General features: G+C 67.3%; 22 protein-coding genes and 1 pseudogene. 4 read left to right on the top strand and 19 right to left on the bottom strand.

Annotated elements, in window-relative coordinates; genetic code table 11:
• The 15 genes from rplE to AC5DRG_RS31970 form a co-directional block, all read right to left on the bottom strand.
• A complete protein-coding gene (gene rplE, locus AC5DRG_RS32040; protein ID WP_491802956.1) occupies positions 1 to 558 on the bottom strand; it encodes a 50S ribosomal protein L5 in 558 nt (185 codons plus the stop codon).
• Positions 558 to 881 (bottom strand): 50S ribosomal protein L24, encoded by a 324-nt coding sequence (rplX, locus tag AC5DRG_RS32035; RefSeq protein ID WP_003992365.1) that lies wholly within the window; start codon positions 879 to 881, stop codon positions 558 to 560. Before rplX ends, rplE begins: the two co-directional genes overlap by 1 nt.
• A gap of 2 nt (positions 882 to 883) precedes the next feature.
• The gene (rplN, locus tag AC5DRG_RS32030; RefSeq protein WP_006376015.1) at positions 884 to 1,252 is read right to left on the bottom strand and encodes a 50S ribosomal protein L14; all 369 of its coding nucleotides are present in this window, start codon (positions 1,250 to 1,252) and stop codon (positions 884 to 886) included.
• Positions 1,253 to 1,362: 110 nt separating this feature from the next.
• The gene (gene rpsQ / locus AC5DRG_RS32025; protein WP_491802954.1) at positions 1,363 to 1,650 is read right to left on the bottom strand and encodes a 30S ribosomal protein S17; all 288 of its coding nucleotides are present in this window, start codon (positions 1,648 to 1,650) and stop codon (positions 1,363 to 1,365) included.
• Positions 1,650 to 1,874, bottom strand: a complete 225-nt coding sequence (rpmC, locus tag AC5DRG_RS32020) for a 50S ribosomal protein L29 (protein ID WP_003998824.1) — start codon at positions 1,872 to 1,874, stop codon at positions 1,650 to 1,652. Before rpmC ends, rpsQ begins: the two co-directional genes overlap by 1 nt.
• Positions 1,874 to 2,293 carry a 50S ribosomal protein L16 gene (gene rplP / locus AC5DRG_RS32015; protein ID WP_004927269.1) on the bottom strand — a complete coding sequence of 140 codons (420 nt, stop codon included), beginning with the start codon at positions 2,291 to 2,293 and terminating at the stop codon, positions 1,874 to 1,876. The genes rpmC and rplP overlap by 1 nt, the downstream gene beginning before the upstream one ends.
• Positions 2,294 to 2,298: 5 nt before the next feature.
• Positions 2,299 to 3,153: a 30S ribosomal protein S3 gene (gene rpsC / locus AC5DRG_RS32010; protein ID WP_329255924.1), complete on the bottom strand. Its 855-nt coding sequence runs from the start codon at positions 3,151 to 3,153 to the stop codon at positions 2,299 to 2,301.
• Positions 3,153 to 3,500, bottom strand: coding sequence for a 50S ribosomal protein L22 (rplV, locus tag AC5DRG_RS32005; RefSeq protein ID WP_003974262.1), 348 nt, complete (start codon positions 3,498 to 3,500; stop codon positions 3,153 to 3,155). Before rplV ends, rpsC begins: the two co-directional genes overlap by 1 nt.
• Before the next feature lie 41 nt (positions 3,501 to 3,541).
• The gene (gene rpsS / locus AC5DRG_RS32000; RefSeq protein WP_003948639.1) at positions 3,542 to 3,823 is read right to left on the bottom strand and encodes a 30S ribosomal protein S19; all 282 of its coding nucleotides are present in this window, start codon (positions 3,821 to 3,823) and stop codon (positions 3,542 to 3,544) included.
• A gap of 12 nt (positions 3,824 to 3,835) precedes the next feature.
• On the bottom strand, positions 3,836 to 4,672 hold the full coding sequence (gene rplB, locus AC5DRG_RS31995) for a 50S ribosomal protein L2 (RefSeq protein WP_356560317.1): 837 nt from the start codon (positions 4,670 to 4,672) through the stop codon (positions 3,836 to 3,838).
• A 38-nt stretch (positions 4,673 to 4,710) separates the two neighbouring features.
• Positions 4,711 to 5,130 (bottom strand): 50S ribosomal protein L23, encoded by a 420-nt coding sequence (rplW, locus tag AC5DRG_RS31990; protein WP_491802953.1) that lies wholly within the window; start codon positions 5,128 to 5,130, stop codon positions 4,711 to 4,713.
• Positions 5,130 to 5,786, bottom strand: coding sequence for a 50S ribosomal protein L4 (gene rplD, locus AC5DRG_RS31985; RefSeq protein ID WP_491802952.1), 657 nt, complete (start codon positions 5,784 to 5,786; stop codon positions 5,130 to 5,132). Before rplD ends, rplW begins: the two co-directional genes overlap by 1 nt.
• A gap of 5 nt (positions 5,787 to 5,791) precedes the next feature.
• The gene (gene rplC / locus AC5DRG_RS31980; RefSeq protein WP_356249902.1) at positions 5,792 to 6,436 is read right to left on the bottom strand and encodes a 50S ribosomal protein L3; all 645 of its coding nucleotides are present in this window, start codon (positions 6,434 to 6,436) and stop codon (positions 5,792 to 5,794) included.
• Positions 6,437 to 6,453: 17 nt separating this feature from the next.
• Positions 6,454 to 6,762 carry a 30S ribosomal protein S10 gene (gene rpsJ, locus AC5DRG_RS31975; protein ID WP_003948644.1) on the bottom strand — a complete coding sequence of 103 codons (309 nt, stop codon included), beginning with the start codon at positions 6,760 to 6,762 and terminating at the stop codon, positions 6,454 to 6,456.
• Positions 6,763 to 7,205: 443 nt separating this feature from the next.
• Positions 7,206 to 7,880, bottom strand: a complete 675-nt coding sequence (locus AC5DRG_RS31970; protein WP_491802951.1) for a Pr6Pr family membrane protein — start codon at positions 7,878 to 7,880, stop codon at positions 7,206 to 7,208.
• Between the two features lie 138 nt (positions 7,881 to 8,018).
• On the opposite strand from AC5DRG_RS31970, the gene AC5DRG_RS31965 reads away from it, so the two are divergent.
• Entirely contained in the window at positions 8,019 to 10,298 is a 2,280-nt protein-coding gene (locus AC5DRG_RS31965; RefSeq protein WP_491802950.1) for a hypothetical protein, read from the top strand.
• Here the strand turns inward: AC5DRG_RS31965 and AC5DRG_RS31960 are convergent.
• Positions 10,277 to 10,477 carry a DUF397 domain-containing protein gene (locus AC5DRG_RS31960; protein WP_491802949.1) on the bottom strand — a complete coding sequence of 67 codons (201 nt, stop codon included), beginning with the start codon at positions 10,475 to 10,477 and terminating at the stop codon, positions 10,277 to 10,279. The genes AC5DRG_RS31965 and AC5DRG_RS31960 overlap by 22 nt on opposite strands.
• Positions 10,474 to 11,343 (bottom strand): helix-turn-helix domain-containing protein, encoded by an 870-nt coding sequence (locus AC5DRG_RS31955; RefSeq protein WP_491802948.1) that lies wholly within the window; start codon positions 11,341 to 11,343, stop codon positions 10,474 to 10,476. The genes AC5DRG_RS31960 and AC5DRG_RS31955 overlap by 4 nt, the downstream gene beginning before the upstream one ends.
• Positions 11,344 to 11,483: 140 nt before the next feature.
• On the opposite strand from AC5DRG_RS31955, the pseudogene AC5DRG_RS31950 reads away from it, so the two are divergent.
• The 3 genes and pseudogenes from AC5DRG_RS31950 to AC5DRG_RS31940 all read left to right on the top strand — a co-directional run bounded on the left by AC5DRG_RS31950 (position 11,484) and on the right by AC5DRG_RS31940 (position 13,444).
• Positions 11,484 to 11,773 (top strand): annotated as a pseudogene (locus AC5DRG_RS31950) (ATP-binding protein).
• A gap of 284 nt (positions 11,774 to 12,057) precedes the next feature.
• Complete coding sequence (locus tag AC5DRG_RS31945; RefSeq protein WP_491802947.1) at positions 12,058 to 12,894, top strand: helix-turn-helix domain-containing protein; 837 nt, start codon at positions 12,058 to 12,060, stop codon at positions 12,892 to 12,894.
• A gap of 49 nt (positions 12,895 to 12,943) precedes the next feature.
• Positions 12,944 to 13,444 carry a Uma2 family endonuclease gene (locus tag AC5DRG_RS31940; protein WP_491802946.1) on the top strand — a complete coding sequence of 167 codons (501 nt, stop codon included), beginning with the start codon at positions 12,944 to 12,946 and terminating at the stop codon, positions 13,442 to 13,444.
• 34 nt (positions 13,445 to 13,478) lie between these two features.
• On the opposite strand, the gene AC5DRG_RS31935 is transcribed toward AC5DRG_RS31940, so the two are convergent.
• Entirely contained in the window at positions 13,479 to 14,720 is a 1,242-nt protein-coding gene (locus tag AC5DRG_RS31935; protein WP_491802945.1) for an acyltransferase family protein, read from the bottom strand.
• Between the two features lie 288 nt (positions 14,721 to 15,008).
• Complete coding sequence (tuf, locus tag AC5DRG_RS31930) at positions 15,009 to 16,202, bottom strand: elongation factor Tu (RefSeq protein WP_491802944.1); 1,194 nt, start codon at positions 16,200 to 16,202, stop codon at positions 15,009 to 15,011.
• Positions 16,203 to 16,275 lie beyond the last annotated feature (73 nt).

The raw sequence follows: 16,275 nt of genomic DNA, 5'->3' as shown, positions 1-16,275 counted from the left end.
TCACGCCTCCTTGAAGGGGAAGCCGAGGTGACGAAGGAGCGCGCGGCCCTCAGCGTCGTTGGTCGCCGTGGTGACCACGGTGATGTCCATACCCCGGACACGGTCGATCTTGTCCTGGTCGATCTCGTGGAACATGACCTGCTCCGTGAGACCGAAGGTGTAGTTGCCACGCCCGTCGAACTGCTTGGGGGACAGACCGCGGAAGTCGCGGATGCGCGGAAGCGCGAGCGACAGGGTGCGGTCCAGGAACTCCCACATGCGGTCGCCACGGAGGGTGACGTGGGCACCGATCGGCTGACCCTCGCGCAGCTTGAACTGCGCGATGGACTTGCGGGCCTTGGTGATGGCCGGCTTCTGACCGGTGATCGTGGTCAGGTCACGGACGGCACCGTCCATGAGCTTGGAGTCACGGGCGGCGTCGCCGACACCCATGTTGACCACGATCTTGACGAGGCCGGGAATCTGCATGACGTTCTCGTAGGAGAACTCCTCCTGCAGCTTCGCCGAGATCTCCTCGCGGTACTTCGTCTTGAGACGCGGAGTCGTGGTGGTAGCCATCAGATGTCCTCACCCGTCCGCTTGGCAACGCGGATCTTGTTGCCCTCGTCGTCGAAGCGGTAACCGACACGCGTGACGACCTTGTTGCCGTCCTTCTCAACGACCAGCTGGACGTTGGAGACGTGGATCGGCGCCTCGGTCGTGACGATGCCACCGGCCTGCGAACCGCGAGCGGTCGGGCCGGCCTTGGTGTGCTTCTTGACCCGGTTGACACCCTCGACCAGGACACGGTCCTCGCGGGGGAAGGCCGCGATGACCTTGCCCTGCTTGCCCTTGTCCTTACCGGTGATGACCTGGACCAGGTCGCCCTTCTTGATCTTCATGCTTACAGCACCTCCGGCGCGAGCGAGATGATCTTCATGAACTTCTTCTCGCGCAGCTCCCGGCCCACCGGGCCGAAGATACGGGTGCCACGAGGGTCGCCGTCGTTCTTCAGAACAACAGCGGCGTTCTCGTCGAAGCGGATGTACGAGCCGTCCGGACGACGGCGCTCCTTGACGGTGCGAACGATGACGGCCTTGATGACGTCACCCTTCTTCACGTTGCCACCGGGGATCGCGTCCTTGACGGTGGCGACGATGACGTCACCGATGCCCGCGTAGCGGCGACCGGAGCCACCGAGGACACGGATGCAAAGGATTTCCTTCGCACCAGTGTTGTCGGCGACACGCAGTCGCGACTCCTGCTGGATCACGTCTATCTCCTGTTTGTCTGCCGGTTCCCGGGGCGAGTCAGCTACTCAGTAAGCAACTGACTCGCCCCGAGCCTGGCGGAACTGACCTGCGGGGTTAGCCCCGCAGGAAATTACTTGGCCTTCTCGAGGATCTCGACGATGCGCCAGCGCTTGCTCGCCGACAGCGGACGCGTCTCCATGATGAGGACGCGGTCGCCGACGCCGGCAGCGTTCTGCTCGTCGTGCGCCTTGAGCTTGTTCGTACGGCGGATGACCTTGCCGTACAGCGCGTGCTTGACGCGGTCCTCGACGGCGACGACGACGGTCTTGTCCATCTTGTCGCTGACGACGAGACCCTCACGGGTCTTGCGGAAGCCGCGGGCCTCTGCAGTCTGCTCAGTCACGTTGTTCTCACTCATCAGGCGCTCTCCACCGTTTCGATGCCCAGCTCGCGCTCACGCATCAGGGTGTAGATCCGCGCGATGTCCTTGCGGACGGCCTTCAGCCGACCGTGGTTCTCGAGCTGACCGGTCGCCGCCTGGAAGCGGAGGTTGAACAGCTCTTCCTTGGCTTCGCGGAGCTTCGCGAGAAGCTCCTCGTCACCCAGTTCGCGCAGCTCGGACGCCTTGGTACCGGCCGACATCACGCTTCACCTGCCTCGCGCTTGACGATCCGGCACTTCATCGGCAGCTTGTGCGCTGCGCGAGTGAGGGCCTCACGGGCGATCTTCTCGTTGGGGTAGGACAGCTCGAACATGACCCGTCCCGGGTGCACGTTCGCGATCCACCACTCGGGAGAACCCTTACCGGAACCCATGCGGGTCTCGGCAGGCTTCTTCGTGAGCGGGCGGTCCGGGTAGATGTTGATCCAGACCTTGCCGCCACGCTTGATGTGGCGGGTCATCGCGATACGAGCCGCCTCGATCTGGCGGTTGGTCACGTACGCCGGCGTGAGGGCCTGAATGCCGTACTCGCCGAACGCGACCGTCGTACCACCCTTGGCCTGACCGCGGCGCTTGGGGTGGTGCTGCTTGCGGTGCTTGACCCTACGGGGGATCAGCATGTCCCTCAGGCCTCCGTTCCGGTGCTCTCAGCCGGAGCGGCAGCGGCGGCGGGAGCGTCGGCCTTGGGGGCCTCGGCTGCCGGCGCGGACTGCTGCTGCGGCTTGCGGCCGCGGCCGCCACGCTCGCCACCACGGCCACCACCACGGGCCGGGCGGTCGCCGCCGCCACCGGCACCACCACGGGCCGGGCGGTTACCCGCACGGGCCGCGGCGTTCTCGGCGCGGACCTCGGCGATGTTCTTGACGTCGCCCTTGTAGATCCAGACCTTCACACCGATACGGCCGAAGGTCGTCTTGGCCTCGAAGAAGCCGTAGTCGACGTTCGCGCGGAGCGTGTGCAGGGGCACGCGGCCCTCGCGGTAGAACTCCGAGCGGGACATCTCGGCGCCGCCGAGGCGGCCACCGCACTGGATCTTGATGCCCTTGGCGCCGGCCTTCATCGCCGACTGCATGCTCTTACGCATGGCGCGGCGGAAGGAGACGCGGGAGGACAGCTGCTCGGCGACGGCCTGGGCCACCAGCTGAGCGTCCGTCTCCGGGTTCTTGACCTCAAGGATGTTGAGCTGGACCTGCTTGCCGGTCAGCTTCTCCAGGTCGCCGCGGATACGGTCGGCCTCGGCGCCACGGCGGCCGATGACGATGCCCGGACGCGCGGTGTGGATGTCGACGCGGACGCGGTCACGGGTGCGCTCGATCTCAACCTTCGAGATGCCGGCGCGCTCCATGCCGGACGTCATCATCCGACGGATGGCGACGTCTTCCTTGACGTAGTCCTTGTACAGCTTGTCGGCGTACCAACGGGACTTGAAGTCCGTGGTGATGCCGAGCCGGAACCCATGCGGGTTAACCTTCTGGCCCATTACCGGGTTCCTTCCTTGCTGCTGACGACCACGGTGATGTGGCTGGTCCGCTTGCGGATCCGGTAGGCACGGCCCTGGGCGCGCGGACGGAACCGCTTCAGGGTCGGACCCTCGTCGACGTACGCCTCGGAGATGAAGAGGCTGTCGGCGTCGGTGTGGTCGTAGTTGTGCGCGGCGTTGGCGATGGCGCTGTCAAGCACCTTGCCGACCGGCACGCTCGCGGCCTGCGGGGCGAAACGCAGGACCGCCTGAGCCTCCGTGGCATCCATGCCACGGATAAGGTCCACCACGCGGCGGGCCTTCATGGGCGTAACGCGGATGTACCGCGCCTGGGCCCTGGCTTCCATGGTTGTCCTTCCAGTGTCTGTCATGGTCATTCCACCCCGCGTTAGCGGCGCTTCGACTTCCGGTCGTCCTTGACGTGACCCCGGAAGGTGCGCGTCGGCGAGAACTCGCCGAGCTTGTGGCCGACCATCGACTCGGTGACAAACACCGGAATGTGGGTCTTGCCGTTGTGCACCGCGATCGTGTGGCCGAGCATGGCCGGGACGATCATCGAGCGACGGGACCAGGTCTTGATGACGTTCTTGGTGCCGGCTTCGTTCTGGACATCCACCTTCTTGATCAGGTGGTCGTCGACGAAGGGCCCCTTCTTGAGACTGCGCGGCATCTAAACCCGCTCCTAGCGCTTCTTGTTCGTCTTGCGGCGGCGGACGATGTACTTGTTCGAAGCCTTCTTCGGCGAACGAGTACGACCCTCCTTCTGACCCCACGGGGAGACCGGGTGGCGACCACCGGAGGTCTTGCCCTCACCACCACCGTGCGGGTGGTCGACCGGGTTCATCGCCACACCGCGAACGGTCGGACGAACGCCCAGCCAGCGCTTACGGCCGGCCTTGCCCCAGTTGATGTTGGACTGCTCGGCGTTGCCGACCTCGCCGACCGTGGCGCGGCAGCGCTGGTCGACCAGGCGGATCTCACCGGAGGGCATGCGGAGGTGGGCCATCGAGCCCTCCTTCGCGAGCAGCTGCACGGAGGCACCGGCGGAGCGGGCGAACTTGGCGCCGCCACCGGGACGGATCTCGATCGCGTGGATCGTGGTACCGACCGGGATGTTGCGGAGCGCCAGGTTGTTGCCCGGCTTGATGTCGGCCCCGGGACCGTTCTCGACGCGGTCACCCTGCTGCAGGTTGCGCGGGGCGAGGATGTAGCGCTTCTCGCCGTCCGCGTAGTGCAGCAGCGCGATGCGCGCGGTGCGGTTGGGGTCGTACTCGATGTGCGCGACCTTCGCCGGCACGCCGTCCTTGTCGTGACGACGGAAGTCGATCACTCGGTAGGCGCGCTTGTGTCCGCCACCCTGGTGGCGAACGGTCACACGACCGGCGTTGTTACGGCCGCCCTTGCTGTGCAGCGGGCGGACCAGCGACTTCTCCGGCGTGGACCGCGTGACCTCGACGAAGTCGGCGACGCTGGAGCCACGACGGCCCGGCGTAGTCGGCTTGTACTTGCGGATTCCCATTTCTCAGTCCTCGTCCGATATCGGACGATCCGACCCGCTTACGCGGTCGGACCGCCGAAGATGTCGATACGGTCGCCCTCAGCGAGGGTTACGATCGCGCGCTTGGTGGAAGCGCGCTGACCGAAACCGGTCTTGGTGCGCTTGCGCTTGCCCTGGCGGTTGATCGTGTTGACCCCGGTGACCTTGACCGAGAAGACCGCCTGGACGGCCTGCTTGATCTGGGTCTTGTTGGCGCCGGGCGCGACGATGAAGGTGTACTTGCCCTCGTCGAGGAGCGCGTAGCTCTTCTCCGACACCACCGGCTTCAGCAGCACGTCACGGGGGTCCGTGTACGACTTGCTGATCGGGGTGACGACGGTGTTCTTGCCCTCGGCCTCGTGGCGCTTCGCCTTGGCGACGCGCGCGGCCTTGGCGGCCTTGGCCGCCTTGGAGGCGATGCTCGGGTGACGCGTAGCCATCAGGCTTCGCTCCCTTCGGTGTCAGCGGCCTGGGGGCCAGACACGAAGGACTCGAAAGCGGCCTGGGTGAAGACCACGTCGTCCGAGACGAGAACGTCGTACGTGTTCAGCTGGCCCGGCTCCAGGATGTGGACCTGGGGCAGGTTGCGCGCGGAAAGCAGCGCGGCCTCGTCGGAGCGCTCGATGACCAGGAGCACGTTCTTGCGCTCGCTGACCTTGCCGAGGAAGCTCTTGGCGGCCTTGGTGGAGGGGGTCTCGCCCTCGATCACGCCGGTGATGACGTGGATGCGAGCGTTGCGGGCCCGGTCGGTGAGGGCGTGGCGCAGGGCCGCGGCCTTCATCTTCTTCGGGGTCCGCTGCGAGTAGTCACGCGGCGTGGGGCCGTGGACGACGCCACCGCCGGCGAACTGCGGCGCACGGGTCGAACCCTGGCGCGCGCGGCCGGTGCCCTTCTGGCGGTAAGGCTTCTTACCACCACCGCGGACCTCGCCACGACGCTTGACCTTGTGCGTGCCCTGACGGGCGGCGGCCAGCTGCGCGACGACGACCTGGTGAAGCAGCGGAACGCTGATCTTCTCTACGTCGAAGATCTCGGCCGGGAGCTCAATGGTCCCGGCGGTGTCGCCGGAGGGCGACAGAATGTCAATGGTGCTCATAGTCCTCAGGCCCCCTTGGCCGCGGTGCGGACCAGGACGAGGCCGCCGTTCGGACCAGGAACCGCGCCCTTGATGAGGAGCAGGCCCTTCTCCGCGTCAACGGCGTGAACGGTCAGGTTCTGGGTGGTGACCCGCTCGTTGCCCATACGACCCGCCATGCGGAGGCCCTTGAACACACGGCCCGGGGTGGCGCAGCCACCGATGGAACCGGGAGAGCGGTGCTTGCGCTGGGTGCCGTGACCGGCGCCGAGGCCCTTGAAGTTGTGACGCTTCATGACACCGGCGAAGCCCTTGCCCTTGCTCTTGCCCGTCACGTCGACCTTGACGCCGGCCTCGAACACCTCAGCGGTGATCTCCTGGCCGAGCGTGTACTCGGAGGCGTCCGCGGTGCGGATCTCGACGAGGTGGCGACGCGGCGTGACATCGGCCTTGGCGAAGTGACCCTTGAGGGGCTTGTTCACCTTGCGCGGGTCGATCTCGCCGAAGGCGATCTGGACCGACTCGTAGCCGTCACTGTCGTTGGTACGCACCTGGGTCACGACGTTGGGGCCGGCCTTGACGACGGTGACGGGAACAACACGGTTGTTCTCGTCCCACACCTGCGTCATGCCGAGCTTCTCGCCCAGGATGCCCTTGATCTGCTTAGCCATTCTCAGATCACCGATCCCTAGAGCTTGATCTCGATGTCGACGCCGGCCGGGAGGTCGAGTCGCATCAGAGAGTCAACGGTCTTGGGGGTCGGGTCGAGAATGTCGATCAGACGCTTGTGCGTGCGCATCTCGAAGTGCTCGCGCGAGTCCTTGTACTTGTGCGGCGACTTGATGACGCAGTACACGTTCTTCTCAGTGGGCAGCGGCACCGGGCCCGCGACCGACGCACCAGTGCGCGTCACCGTCTCGACGATCTTCTTCGCCGAGGAGTCGATGACCTCGTGGTCGTAGGCCTTGAGCCGGATGCGGATCTTCTGTCCCGCCATGGCTACTCAGTAGTCCTTTGTCTAGTGAAAACGCTCTGGAACCTGGGGGTTCGCGTCCCGTCCTCCGACCCACGCGGTCGGGTGTGTCGCGCTCCTGCCGCACAGATATCCGCTAACGGATTTCCCTACGAGGGACGCGGCTCGCCCGAAAGCAACCGCAGGACCGGGGGCGCTGTATTTAATGAAACGCGTACCCACCGGGCGCCTGGCCGGTGCCCCGCTGACACTTCCCGAAAGATTCCCGTACGTCCGCCCCAGCGCTGCCAGCAGGCAGTTAGGGCGACGAGTACTGTGGGACTCGCTTCCGGTCCTCCCGGCGGGAGGCGCGCAACATTGACACTCGACCGAGCAACTCCGACAGTCTGCCATATGGGGCAGGGGGCTGGCCAATCGAGCCGGAGAGAATACCCCGGGAGTGACGCAGGTCAAACCCCGTGGGCCCCCTACGGGGTGTCGGCGCGCGGATCCAAGGCCGGCCCGACCCTCCCCATCGCCCGAGTCCCGAGCCGGTCAAGCCCCACGACGGCCGCCGCGATCACCGTGAACTCGACGGTCAGCAGGGCGACTTGGCCGAACACCCAGCCGTAACCCTTGCTGGTCGGATCCAGGAAGAAGTACGGGTACGCCGACGGGAAGTCCGGGAAGAGCGCGGCGCGCACGAGGACCAGAGCCGCGTAGCCGAGCGGGAAGCAGAGCCACAAGGGCACGTCCCTCCACCGCGAGGCGTTGCGCGGCTTCAGCAACAGCCAGTCGAGGAGCACGAGCACCGGAGTGGTGTAGTGCACGAAGAACAACGCCCAGTTCCGCCGCAGATCCGACCCTGAGACCAGCCCGGGCAGCGGACTGACCCCGTGATTCAGCACGAAGTGCGCGACGAGCCCGGTGATCGAGATGTACAGCACGGCAGCACCCCGCAGCCGGGGAGCGGGCGCCTCGGTCGTACCGCGCCGCAGCATCCAGTACACGGCGCCGATGAAGTAGCCGAGCACGATGACATTGCTCTCGACGGTGAAATACACGAGCGAACTGGTATCGAGCACCAGCCCGAGCCCGGCCGACAACACGATCGCCACACGCCACCACAACGCGGGCCGCCACCGGACGGACGCGACGGACATACGGCCTCCCTGCCGGCTCCGGGCCCTCTGCGCGGGCCACGAGGACAGTACCCGCCGGTAACGGAAGCAGAGGACTCTATGAGCGCCTCGTGATCGCTCTGTAGCCACACCCCGAAGCCCGGTGCTCTCATGGACCGTATGCGGAGATGGGGGACCCGCCCGAGCGGCTGGTGGCTGCTCGTTGGCGTCGCTGTCGGGGTGTCGACGGTGTCCGGGTTGTCCAGGCTGCTGCCGGGAGTGGTCGGCGGAGCGGTGGTCGCCATGGCCGCGACGGTGGGAGGGGTTCTGGCGCAGCGCGGGCAGCAACTCGTCGAGGAGGGGACACGCCGGGCCGCCGAGGTCCGGACGAAGCTCATGCTGGACCGGCGAGGCCGGGTGCCGCGGGTCGAGGACGTCGAGGATCTGATCGCGATCGGCGTCCACCCTGCGGCCCCAGCGGGCGCCACGGACGTGGCCGGCGCGAGGGTTCCGCCGTTCGTACGCCGTGACCGCAGCGCCGAGATCGAGGAGGCCCTGCGCACGCACCGCTTTGTACTGATCGTCGGTGAATCCACCGCGGGCAAGTCACGGGCGGCTTTCGAGGCGGCCCGCAGGGTGCTCCCCCGGGCTGCCTTCGTCGTCCCCGATCCCGCCGAGCCGACGGCACTCCGATCTGCGGCGGCCGCGCTGCGGGGCGAGCGCGACTCCGTCGTGTGGCTGGACGACGTCGAAAGGTACCTGGGCACCGGCGGCCTCACTCCCTACCTACTCCGCGAGCTCACCCGGACGGGAATCGTCCTCGCGACGATCAGGGCTCAGGAGCGGGCCCAGTACATGGACGTACAGCCCCTGGCGCGCGAGGGGACCGACGGCCCGCGCGGGCGGACCGGGCGGGACGTCCTGGCCCAGGCATACGAGATCCGGCTCGACCGGCGCTGGCGGGAGGGCGAGGTGGCGCGGGCCCGGGAGTACGGGCAGGACGACCGCCTGGTCCGGGCGGTCGGCAGCGCCGGGCGCTACGGCATCGCCGAGTTCCTGGCCGCGGGGCCGCAGTTGCTGGCGGCATGGCAGGACGCCTGGGCTCCGGAAGGGCGGCATGTGCGCGGGGCCGCGCTGGTCGCCGCGGCGGTGGAGGCCCGTTGGGCGGGGTGGCACCGACCGCTTCCGGCCGCGCTGCTGCGGGAGCTTCACGAGCAGCATCTCGCCGCGCGAGGCGGGGCCGCGCTGCGTCCCGAGGGGTGGGAGGAGGCGCTCGCGTGGGCGACCACGCCGCTGTACGCGACTAGCAGCCTGCTCCTGCCTCAGGACTCGCCGGAGGAGAGCTACTACGTCTTCGACTACCTGGCCGACGCCACCGAGGTGGACACACCTGTGCTGGAGGGCACGTGGGGGTTGCTGATCGCTGCGGCGGACCCGGAGCTGTGCGAGGACATCGGGTGGGCGGCGACCTACCGGGCCAGACCTTCGGCGGCCGAGGAGGCATTCCAGAAGGCATGGGACAACGGGGTGCGGACAGCAGCCATCGGCCTGGCGCGCGCCCTCGGGGACGCGCTGCGGCACGAAGACGCCTGCCGGTTGCTGCGTACCGCGCTCGGCTCGGCCCCGGCGGACACCGACCCGGAAGTCCTGTTCGCGTTGCGCTCGGCGCTGGCCTGGCGGACCGGACAGGCGGGGAACACGCAGGAGGCCCTCGACCTGGCCACCGCCCTGCACGACGAGGCCCGGCGAAAGTACGGGGACGACCACCGGGAAACCCTGGAGACAGCGCTGGGTGTAGTCCGGTGGACAGGTCACTCCGGGCGGCCCCAGGAGGCGTTGGACCTCGCCCTCGCCGCGCAGGAACGCTCCCTGCGTGTCCTAGGCTCCAACGATCCCATGACCCTCTCCTGGCGCTTCGAGGTCGCGGTCATGACCCAGCTGAACGGTCGGTTCGCCGAGGCCGTCCGACTCTGGAGCGCACTGGTCGGCGACGCGGAGCGGCTGCTGGGCGGTGTATACAGCGATCTCAGGCATGACGCCCGCTGGAACCTCTCGTCCGCCGTACGCGAGACCGGCGACATCCCAGCGGCGCTGGACCTGCTGTCCGAGGTCGTCGAGGTCCGGGGCCTCATCTACGGCCACGATCAAGCGTGGACCTTCACTGGCCGTCTTGAGCTGGCCGCATGGACGGGTACGGCGGGGCAGCACTCCGCCGCGCTGGCTCTTCTGTCACCTGCCGTCGAGGACATGACCCGGGCCCTGGGCCACGACCACGTCCTCACCCTCGCCGGCCGCCATCAGCAAGCGCTGTGGTCCGCCGAATCCACCGCGTCCTTCCGGGAGTTGGCCGCCGACTGCGAACGCTCACTCGGCCCGGACCACCCGCTGACCCAGGACAGCCGAGCCCGCATCGACGACCCGAACAAGGAGGTCTGGTACTACTTGCCACCGTCCTGGTGACCGGCGTACGACACGAAGTCCGCCCACGCGGCCGGGGCGAGGGCGAGGCGGGGGCCCTGGGTGTGCTTGGAGTCGCGGACGTGGATGGTGTGCGGGGTGGTGGCTATCTCGACGCAGTCGTCGCCTTCACTGCTGCTGCTGAAGCTGCTCTTGAACCAGTGCAGTTCGGAGGTGCTCATAGGGCTCCCAGCGCTTGCTGAATGAAGGCTCTCGACTCCGCTGGTGAGAGAGCCTGAGCTCGGATGATGCCATACCGAAGTTCAAGGATCCGGAGCTGCCTGAGGTCCGAGACCGGGCGCCCGTTGAACGCGCCGTCGGAGCGCCCCACCGCCGAGCCGTCCTTGAACTTCAGCAGCTCGATCAGCCCACTCATGCCCGGGTGTCCCTCGTGCTTTGTGGGCATCACCTGGAGCTCGACGTTCGACAACTTGCCTACCTCCAGGAGGTGTTCGAGCTGCCGACGCAGCACCATTGTGCCGCCGATCGGGCGCTCAAGCGTCGCCTGTTCCTGAATGAAGCTCAGTTCAGGCGCAGGTGACCGCTCGTAGATGGAATGGCGCTGCACACGTGCAGCGACCAGCCGATCCAACTCGTCCGGTGAGTACGCGGGCCGCCTCACACCCAGCAGTGCTCGCGCGTACTCCGGCGTCTGCAACAGTCCATGGATGTTGTGGTTGCTGTAAAGCAACACCTCGACCGCCTTGTCCTCCTGCTTCTTCAGGTCCCGCACCTTCTTCGGGTACTGGGCCTTCTCCACGTCCTTCATGAACGCCCGCAGATGCCCACCCGCGTTCAGAACATCGTCGGCGCGGTCCAGGAACTCCACCCGGGGAATCCGCTCCCCGCGTTCGATCTTGCGGATCATGTCCTCGCCGTACCCCATGACGTCGGCGAATTCGGCCACCGTCATCCGGGCCTGTTCCCGGCAGAACTTGACGAGCCGCCCCACGGCCTCCACTAACGGCGCGCTCTCGTCGCCGGGTTGGAGATCCCAGCCAGCTTCGTCGACACCGTCGTTCTCGTTGCTCACGCTTTCGTCACTCATGGCCACCCACCTCCAACGCGCACCCGTACCCGTACGTCGTCCGAGACAGCCGAGACAAGGCAAGACAACGACGAGACAGCGCGGATACGTACAGGCGTCATCGCACGTCAAGGCAAACACGGTCGGCCACGCTGAGTGACATGAATCAAGAAACCGTCGAGCCCGAGGCCCAACTCGCCAACCCCATCCGCAACTTCAGCGCACTCCTGCCACCCACACCCCGCGGAGCCCGTCAGGCCCGCCTGCTGGCAGTGCGACAACTCATCGACTGGGGCCTCCCGTCGGACCCGGCGGAGCACGGGGCGATCTCGGTCCTACGTCTCAACACCCCACCGCAGACACCGAGTCAGGCCGTGGTCTCCTCCTCGTCGACGCCCTGGCCGACCGCTGGGGAGTGGCCGAAGGACCGGCACCCCGCAAAACCGTATAGGCCGAGGTCGACCTGCCACCGGTCCCCAGAAACGCGTGCTCCGGTGCGAGGGGCGACCTTTCCCAAGGACCACGAGGGTTAAAGAACCCCGCCAAACCCCACCCCTCCCTCCCGCCCATGTCACCGCGTCACCCTCACGGGTGAACATCACCAACTCAGCTGGATTTCGGCCCGGTTGCTTGCCTTACGCTCGCCGCAACACAACCGCAGACATGCAACGGCCCTCGCCGGGACGGCAATCCCAGTGCGAGGGCCTGACCACCAAGGAAGAGCGAAGCTTCCCGATGGATACGCAAGACCTTAGCGTGCCCCCGCACGCCCAGCCCGGTGTCACGGGCAAAAACCACCCCCACGCGGGCGGCCTGGAACACGACCACACCCGCCACACCACCCGCTTCACGGTGATCGGCAACCACCTGGCCCAACACCCGTCGCTGTCGGGCCTCGCGATCGGACTGGCCGTCTACATCCAGTCCCTCCCCACAGGTGCCCGCGTCGACATCAAAACCCTCGCCGCCCGCTTCCCCGAGGGCACCACCCGCATCGCCGCCGCCCTGCGCGAACTCGAAACCCACGGCTACCTGCGCCGCGAACGGAAACGCACCCCCGGCGGCCGCATCATCAGCCGCACGATCTCCTGCAACCAACCCGGACGCCACCGCGACGAGGCCCCCACCGTCCGCAGGACGCCGAGGAAGCCCGCACCCCGCAAGGCCCTCCCCGCCGTACCGCAGCCCGCGTACCCCTCCCCCACCCTCCTCCAGCAGGCCACCGACCTCCTCGCCGGCCTCCGCCGCGACGCCCCCGGCCTCTTCCTCTCCACCACCGACGCGGAGCACCTGGCCCCCGGTGTGGCCGCCTGGCTGGAGCGCGACGTCAGCCCCAACGCCGTACGCCAAGCCCTGACCACGGACCTCCCGGAGCCCCTGTGCCGCCCGGCAGCCCTCCTGGCCCACCGCCTCGCCGCCCAGCTGCCACCCCCACCCCCGTTCCGGGCCCCGGCATCACCACCGCCCGCCCGACACCCACTCCGCAACTGCGACGCCTGCGACCGCGCCTTCCGCTCACCCGAACCCGGCCGCTGCCGCGACTGCCGATCCGATCTCCTGGGGGCCGCCTAGCATGAGCTCGCCCCACCTCTACCGAGCCATGCGGGATGCCGTTCAATCGATGGACGACACCCTCCCCGGCAGGTTCGAGATCACCAAGGAGGGGATCATCCACGACCTCCTGACGCCGAACGCCCCTCACGAGCTGACCCGGCTGACCCTCCGCAAACGGCTGGAGACAGTCATGCCGGAAGAGCTGGTCGCCCACTCCGGGACACCGGACGTGGAGGCCGAATCCGAGGGCATCATGCGCCGTCCCGACGTCGTAGCGATCGCCTGGTCAGACATGGATGTCCCTGGCTCCTTCGATCCGCGCACGCTGATCGCCGCCATCGAAGTCGTATCCCGCTCCAACCCGGACAACGACCGGGTCACCAAACTGCGCGACTACCCCCTGATCGGCATCCCGCTGTACGCGATCTTCGACCCCCGCACCGGCACAGGCGCCGTCCTCTCCGACATCCACCCGACCCCCGACGGCCCCCGCTACGCCACGCGCAAGGACTCGACGGAGGACGTGCCCCGCTACACGGCCGAGACCAAGGGCGGCGGACAGCCGTAGAGCTGGACCGGCCGTACGACGGGCCGCAGCCCGCCTAACCCCCCGCGTTCCGCAGCCGTGCGAACGACGTGTCCAGTCCCCTCTTCACCACCCGTGCCAGCGGCGCTTCCACGAAGCGGTGGACGGCCCAGCTCAGGGCCAGGAAGCCGGCGATCACGACCACGACCACCAGGCGGGCGTCCATCGTGTCCTTGAGGCGGTTGATCAGGGTCGTGCCGGCCGCGTAGTGCATCAGGTAGAGCGGATAGGTCAGCGCGCCTGCCGTGACCAGCCATTTCCACTGGATGCGGTCGGTGTAGCCCAGGGCGACGGCGACCATGAAGAGCAGGAACACCGTGAAGATCACCGTGGCTCCGCGCCAGCCCGACACGTGCTCGACCGTGTCGATCCGGTGGCCCAGTTCCATCTGGCCCATCAGCCAGGCCATGCCGAGGATGCCCCACAGGAGCAGGTCCTGGCCGAAGCGGTACATGAGGTAGAGGGCGAGGCCGGCGATGAAGTACCAGGCGCCGTCCGGGTTGGCGGCCAGCTCCAGCAGGTGCAGCTGTGACACCGGCGCGAGCATCGCGGCGGCGCCCCACACGCAGCAGAACGTGACGACCTTGCGGTACGTCAGCCCCGTCGCGACGACGACCAGGAAGAGGAGGTAGAAGCGGAGCTCCGACCAGAGCGTCCAGTAGACCGAGTCGACGTTGGCGACGCCCGAACCGGCTTGCAGCATCGTGAAGTTGAGCAGGACCTCGCGCAGCCGTAGCCGCTCCCACACCCCCGGCAGCGCGAACAGGACGGCCGTGGTGAACACGATGGCGAACCAGTAGGCCGGGTAGAGCCGGATCACGCGGGAGACGAAGAACTGCCGCGGGGTGCGCCCCCAGCACGACATGCAGATCACGAAGCCGCTGATCACGAAGAAGATCTCGACGCCGATCCAGCCGTAGGTCGCGACGTGGAACACCGTCGGCATGATCTCGGAGACGGGCCGCTCCCAGATCAGGTTGTGCGGCCGGTTGACCCTGGCGGTGCCCGCGTAGTGGTGTACGGCCACCATCAGGGCGGCGACCAGGCGTATGCCGTCGATGACGTACAGCCGGGGCCGCGCTTCCCGGCGGCGGGGCACGACGGAGCCCTGGGGTCGCTTCGGCCCGGACCCTGGTGGGCGGTCGGCCACCGCGACCCCGCCCGGCCGGCCCGCCGTCTCCGCGGCCACCGGCAACGGCTGCTGGAACCTGTCCGCACGCTGTACGGGAATCCACGATCGGCTGTCAAAGCCGCCCATCAACAAGCCATCCTCACGAGTCCGTCATCGGCCCCCCGGGCCCCGGAACGACTCAGACTACGGCCGTATCAGGCTTCTCATAGGAAACTTTGGGAAGGAATCGATCGACGACCACAGGACCTTCGCCGAGTTATTCCTGTGTGACCCATTGGCGTTTCCTGAACGTTCACTTGCCGTGCACTGTGCGTGATGGCCCCGCAGACTCGACAGCAAAAGGGCCCGTACGACCGAAGTCGTGCGGGCCCCTTCGAGACCTACCAGTCAGAGACCGGTCGGGTCAGTCCAAGATCACTTCGTGATCTTGATGACCTGGCCGGCGCCCACGGTCCGGCCACCCTCGCGGATGGCGAACTTCAGGCCCTCTTCCATGGCGACGGGCTGGATGAGCTCCACCTTCATCTCGGTGTTGTCACCCGGCATGACCATCTCGGTGCCCTCGGGGAGGGTCACGACGCCGGTCACGTCCGTCGTACGGAAGTAGAACTGCGGACGGTAGTTGTTGAAGAACGGCGTGTGGCGGCCACCCTCGTCCTTGGACAGGATGTAGGCCTGGGCCTCGAACTCGGTGTGCGGCGTGACCGAACCGGGCTTGATGATGACCTGGCCGCGCTCGACGTCCTCGCGCTTGATGCCACGGAGGAGCAGACCGACGTTCTCGCCCGCCTGGCCCTCGTCGAGCAGCTTGCGGAACATCTCGATGCCGGTGACCGTGGTGGTGGTCTTCTCCTGCTTGATGCCGATGATGTCAACGGTCTCGTTGACCTTCAGGACACCACGCTCGATACGGCCGGTGACGACCGTACCGCGACCGGTGATCGTGAAGACGTCCTCGACGGGCATGAGGAACGGCTTGTCGACGTCACGCTCGGGGGTCGGGATCGACTCGTCGACGGCGGCCATCAGGTTGAGGACCGACTCGCCCCACTCCTTGTCGCCCTCAAGAGCCTTGAGCGCCGAGACCTTGACGACCGGCAGGTCGTCGCCCGGGAACTCGTACTCGGAGAGGAGCTCACGGACCTCGAGCTCGACGAGCTCCAGGATCTCCTCGTCGTCCACCATGTCGGCCTTGTTCAGGGCGACGACGATGTACGGAACGCCGACCTGGCGGGCCAGGAGCACGTGCTCCTTGGTCTGCGGCATCGGGCCGTCGGTGGCGGCGACAACGAGGATGGCGCCGTCCATCTGCGCCGCACCCGTGATCATGTTCTTGATGTAGTCCGCGTGACCGGGGCAGTCGACGTGGGCGTAGTGACGCGTCTCCGTCTGGTACTCGACGTGCGCGATGGAGATCGTGATACCGCGCTGGCGCTCCTCAGGAGCCTTGTCGATCTGGTCGAAGGCCGAGGCCTCGTTCAGGTCCGGGTACGCGTCGTGCAGCACCTTGGTAATGGCGGCCGTGAGGGTCGTCTTACCGTGGTCGATGTGACCGATGGTGCCGATGTTGACGTGCGGCTTAGTCCGCTCGAACTTCGCCTTCGCCACTGGGTCCTCCTGTGGAGTGGTTCTGGTACGCCTTACTCATCGGCGCCAGGTGATCTTTGCTGGGATGCCGCCC

This window comes from Streptomyces sp. JLBG701 (genome assembly GCF_058544905.1).
Note: the sequence above shows the minus strand (reverse complement) of the source record. Positions and strands in the feature narration are given on the sequence as shown.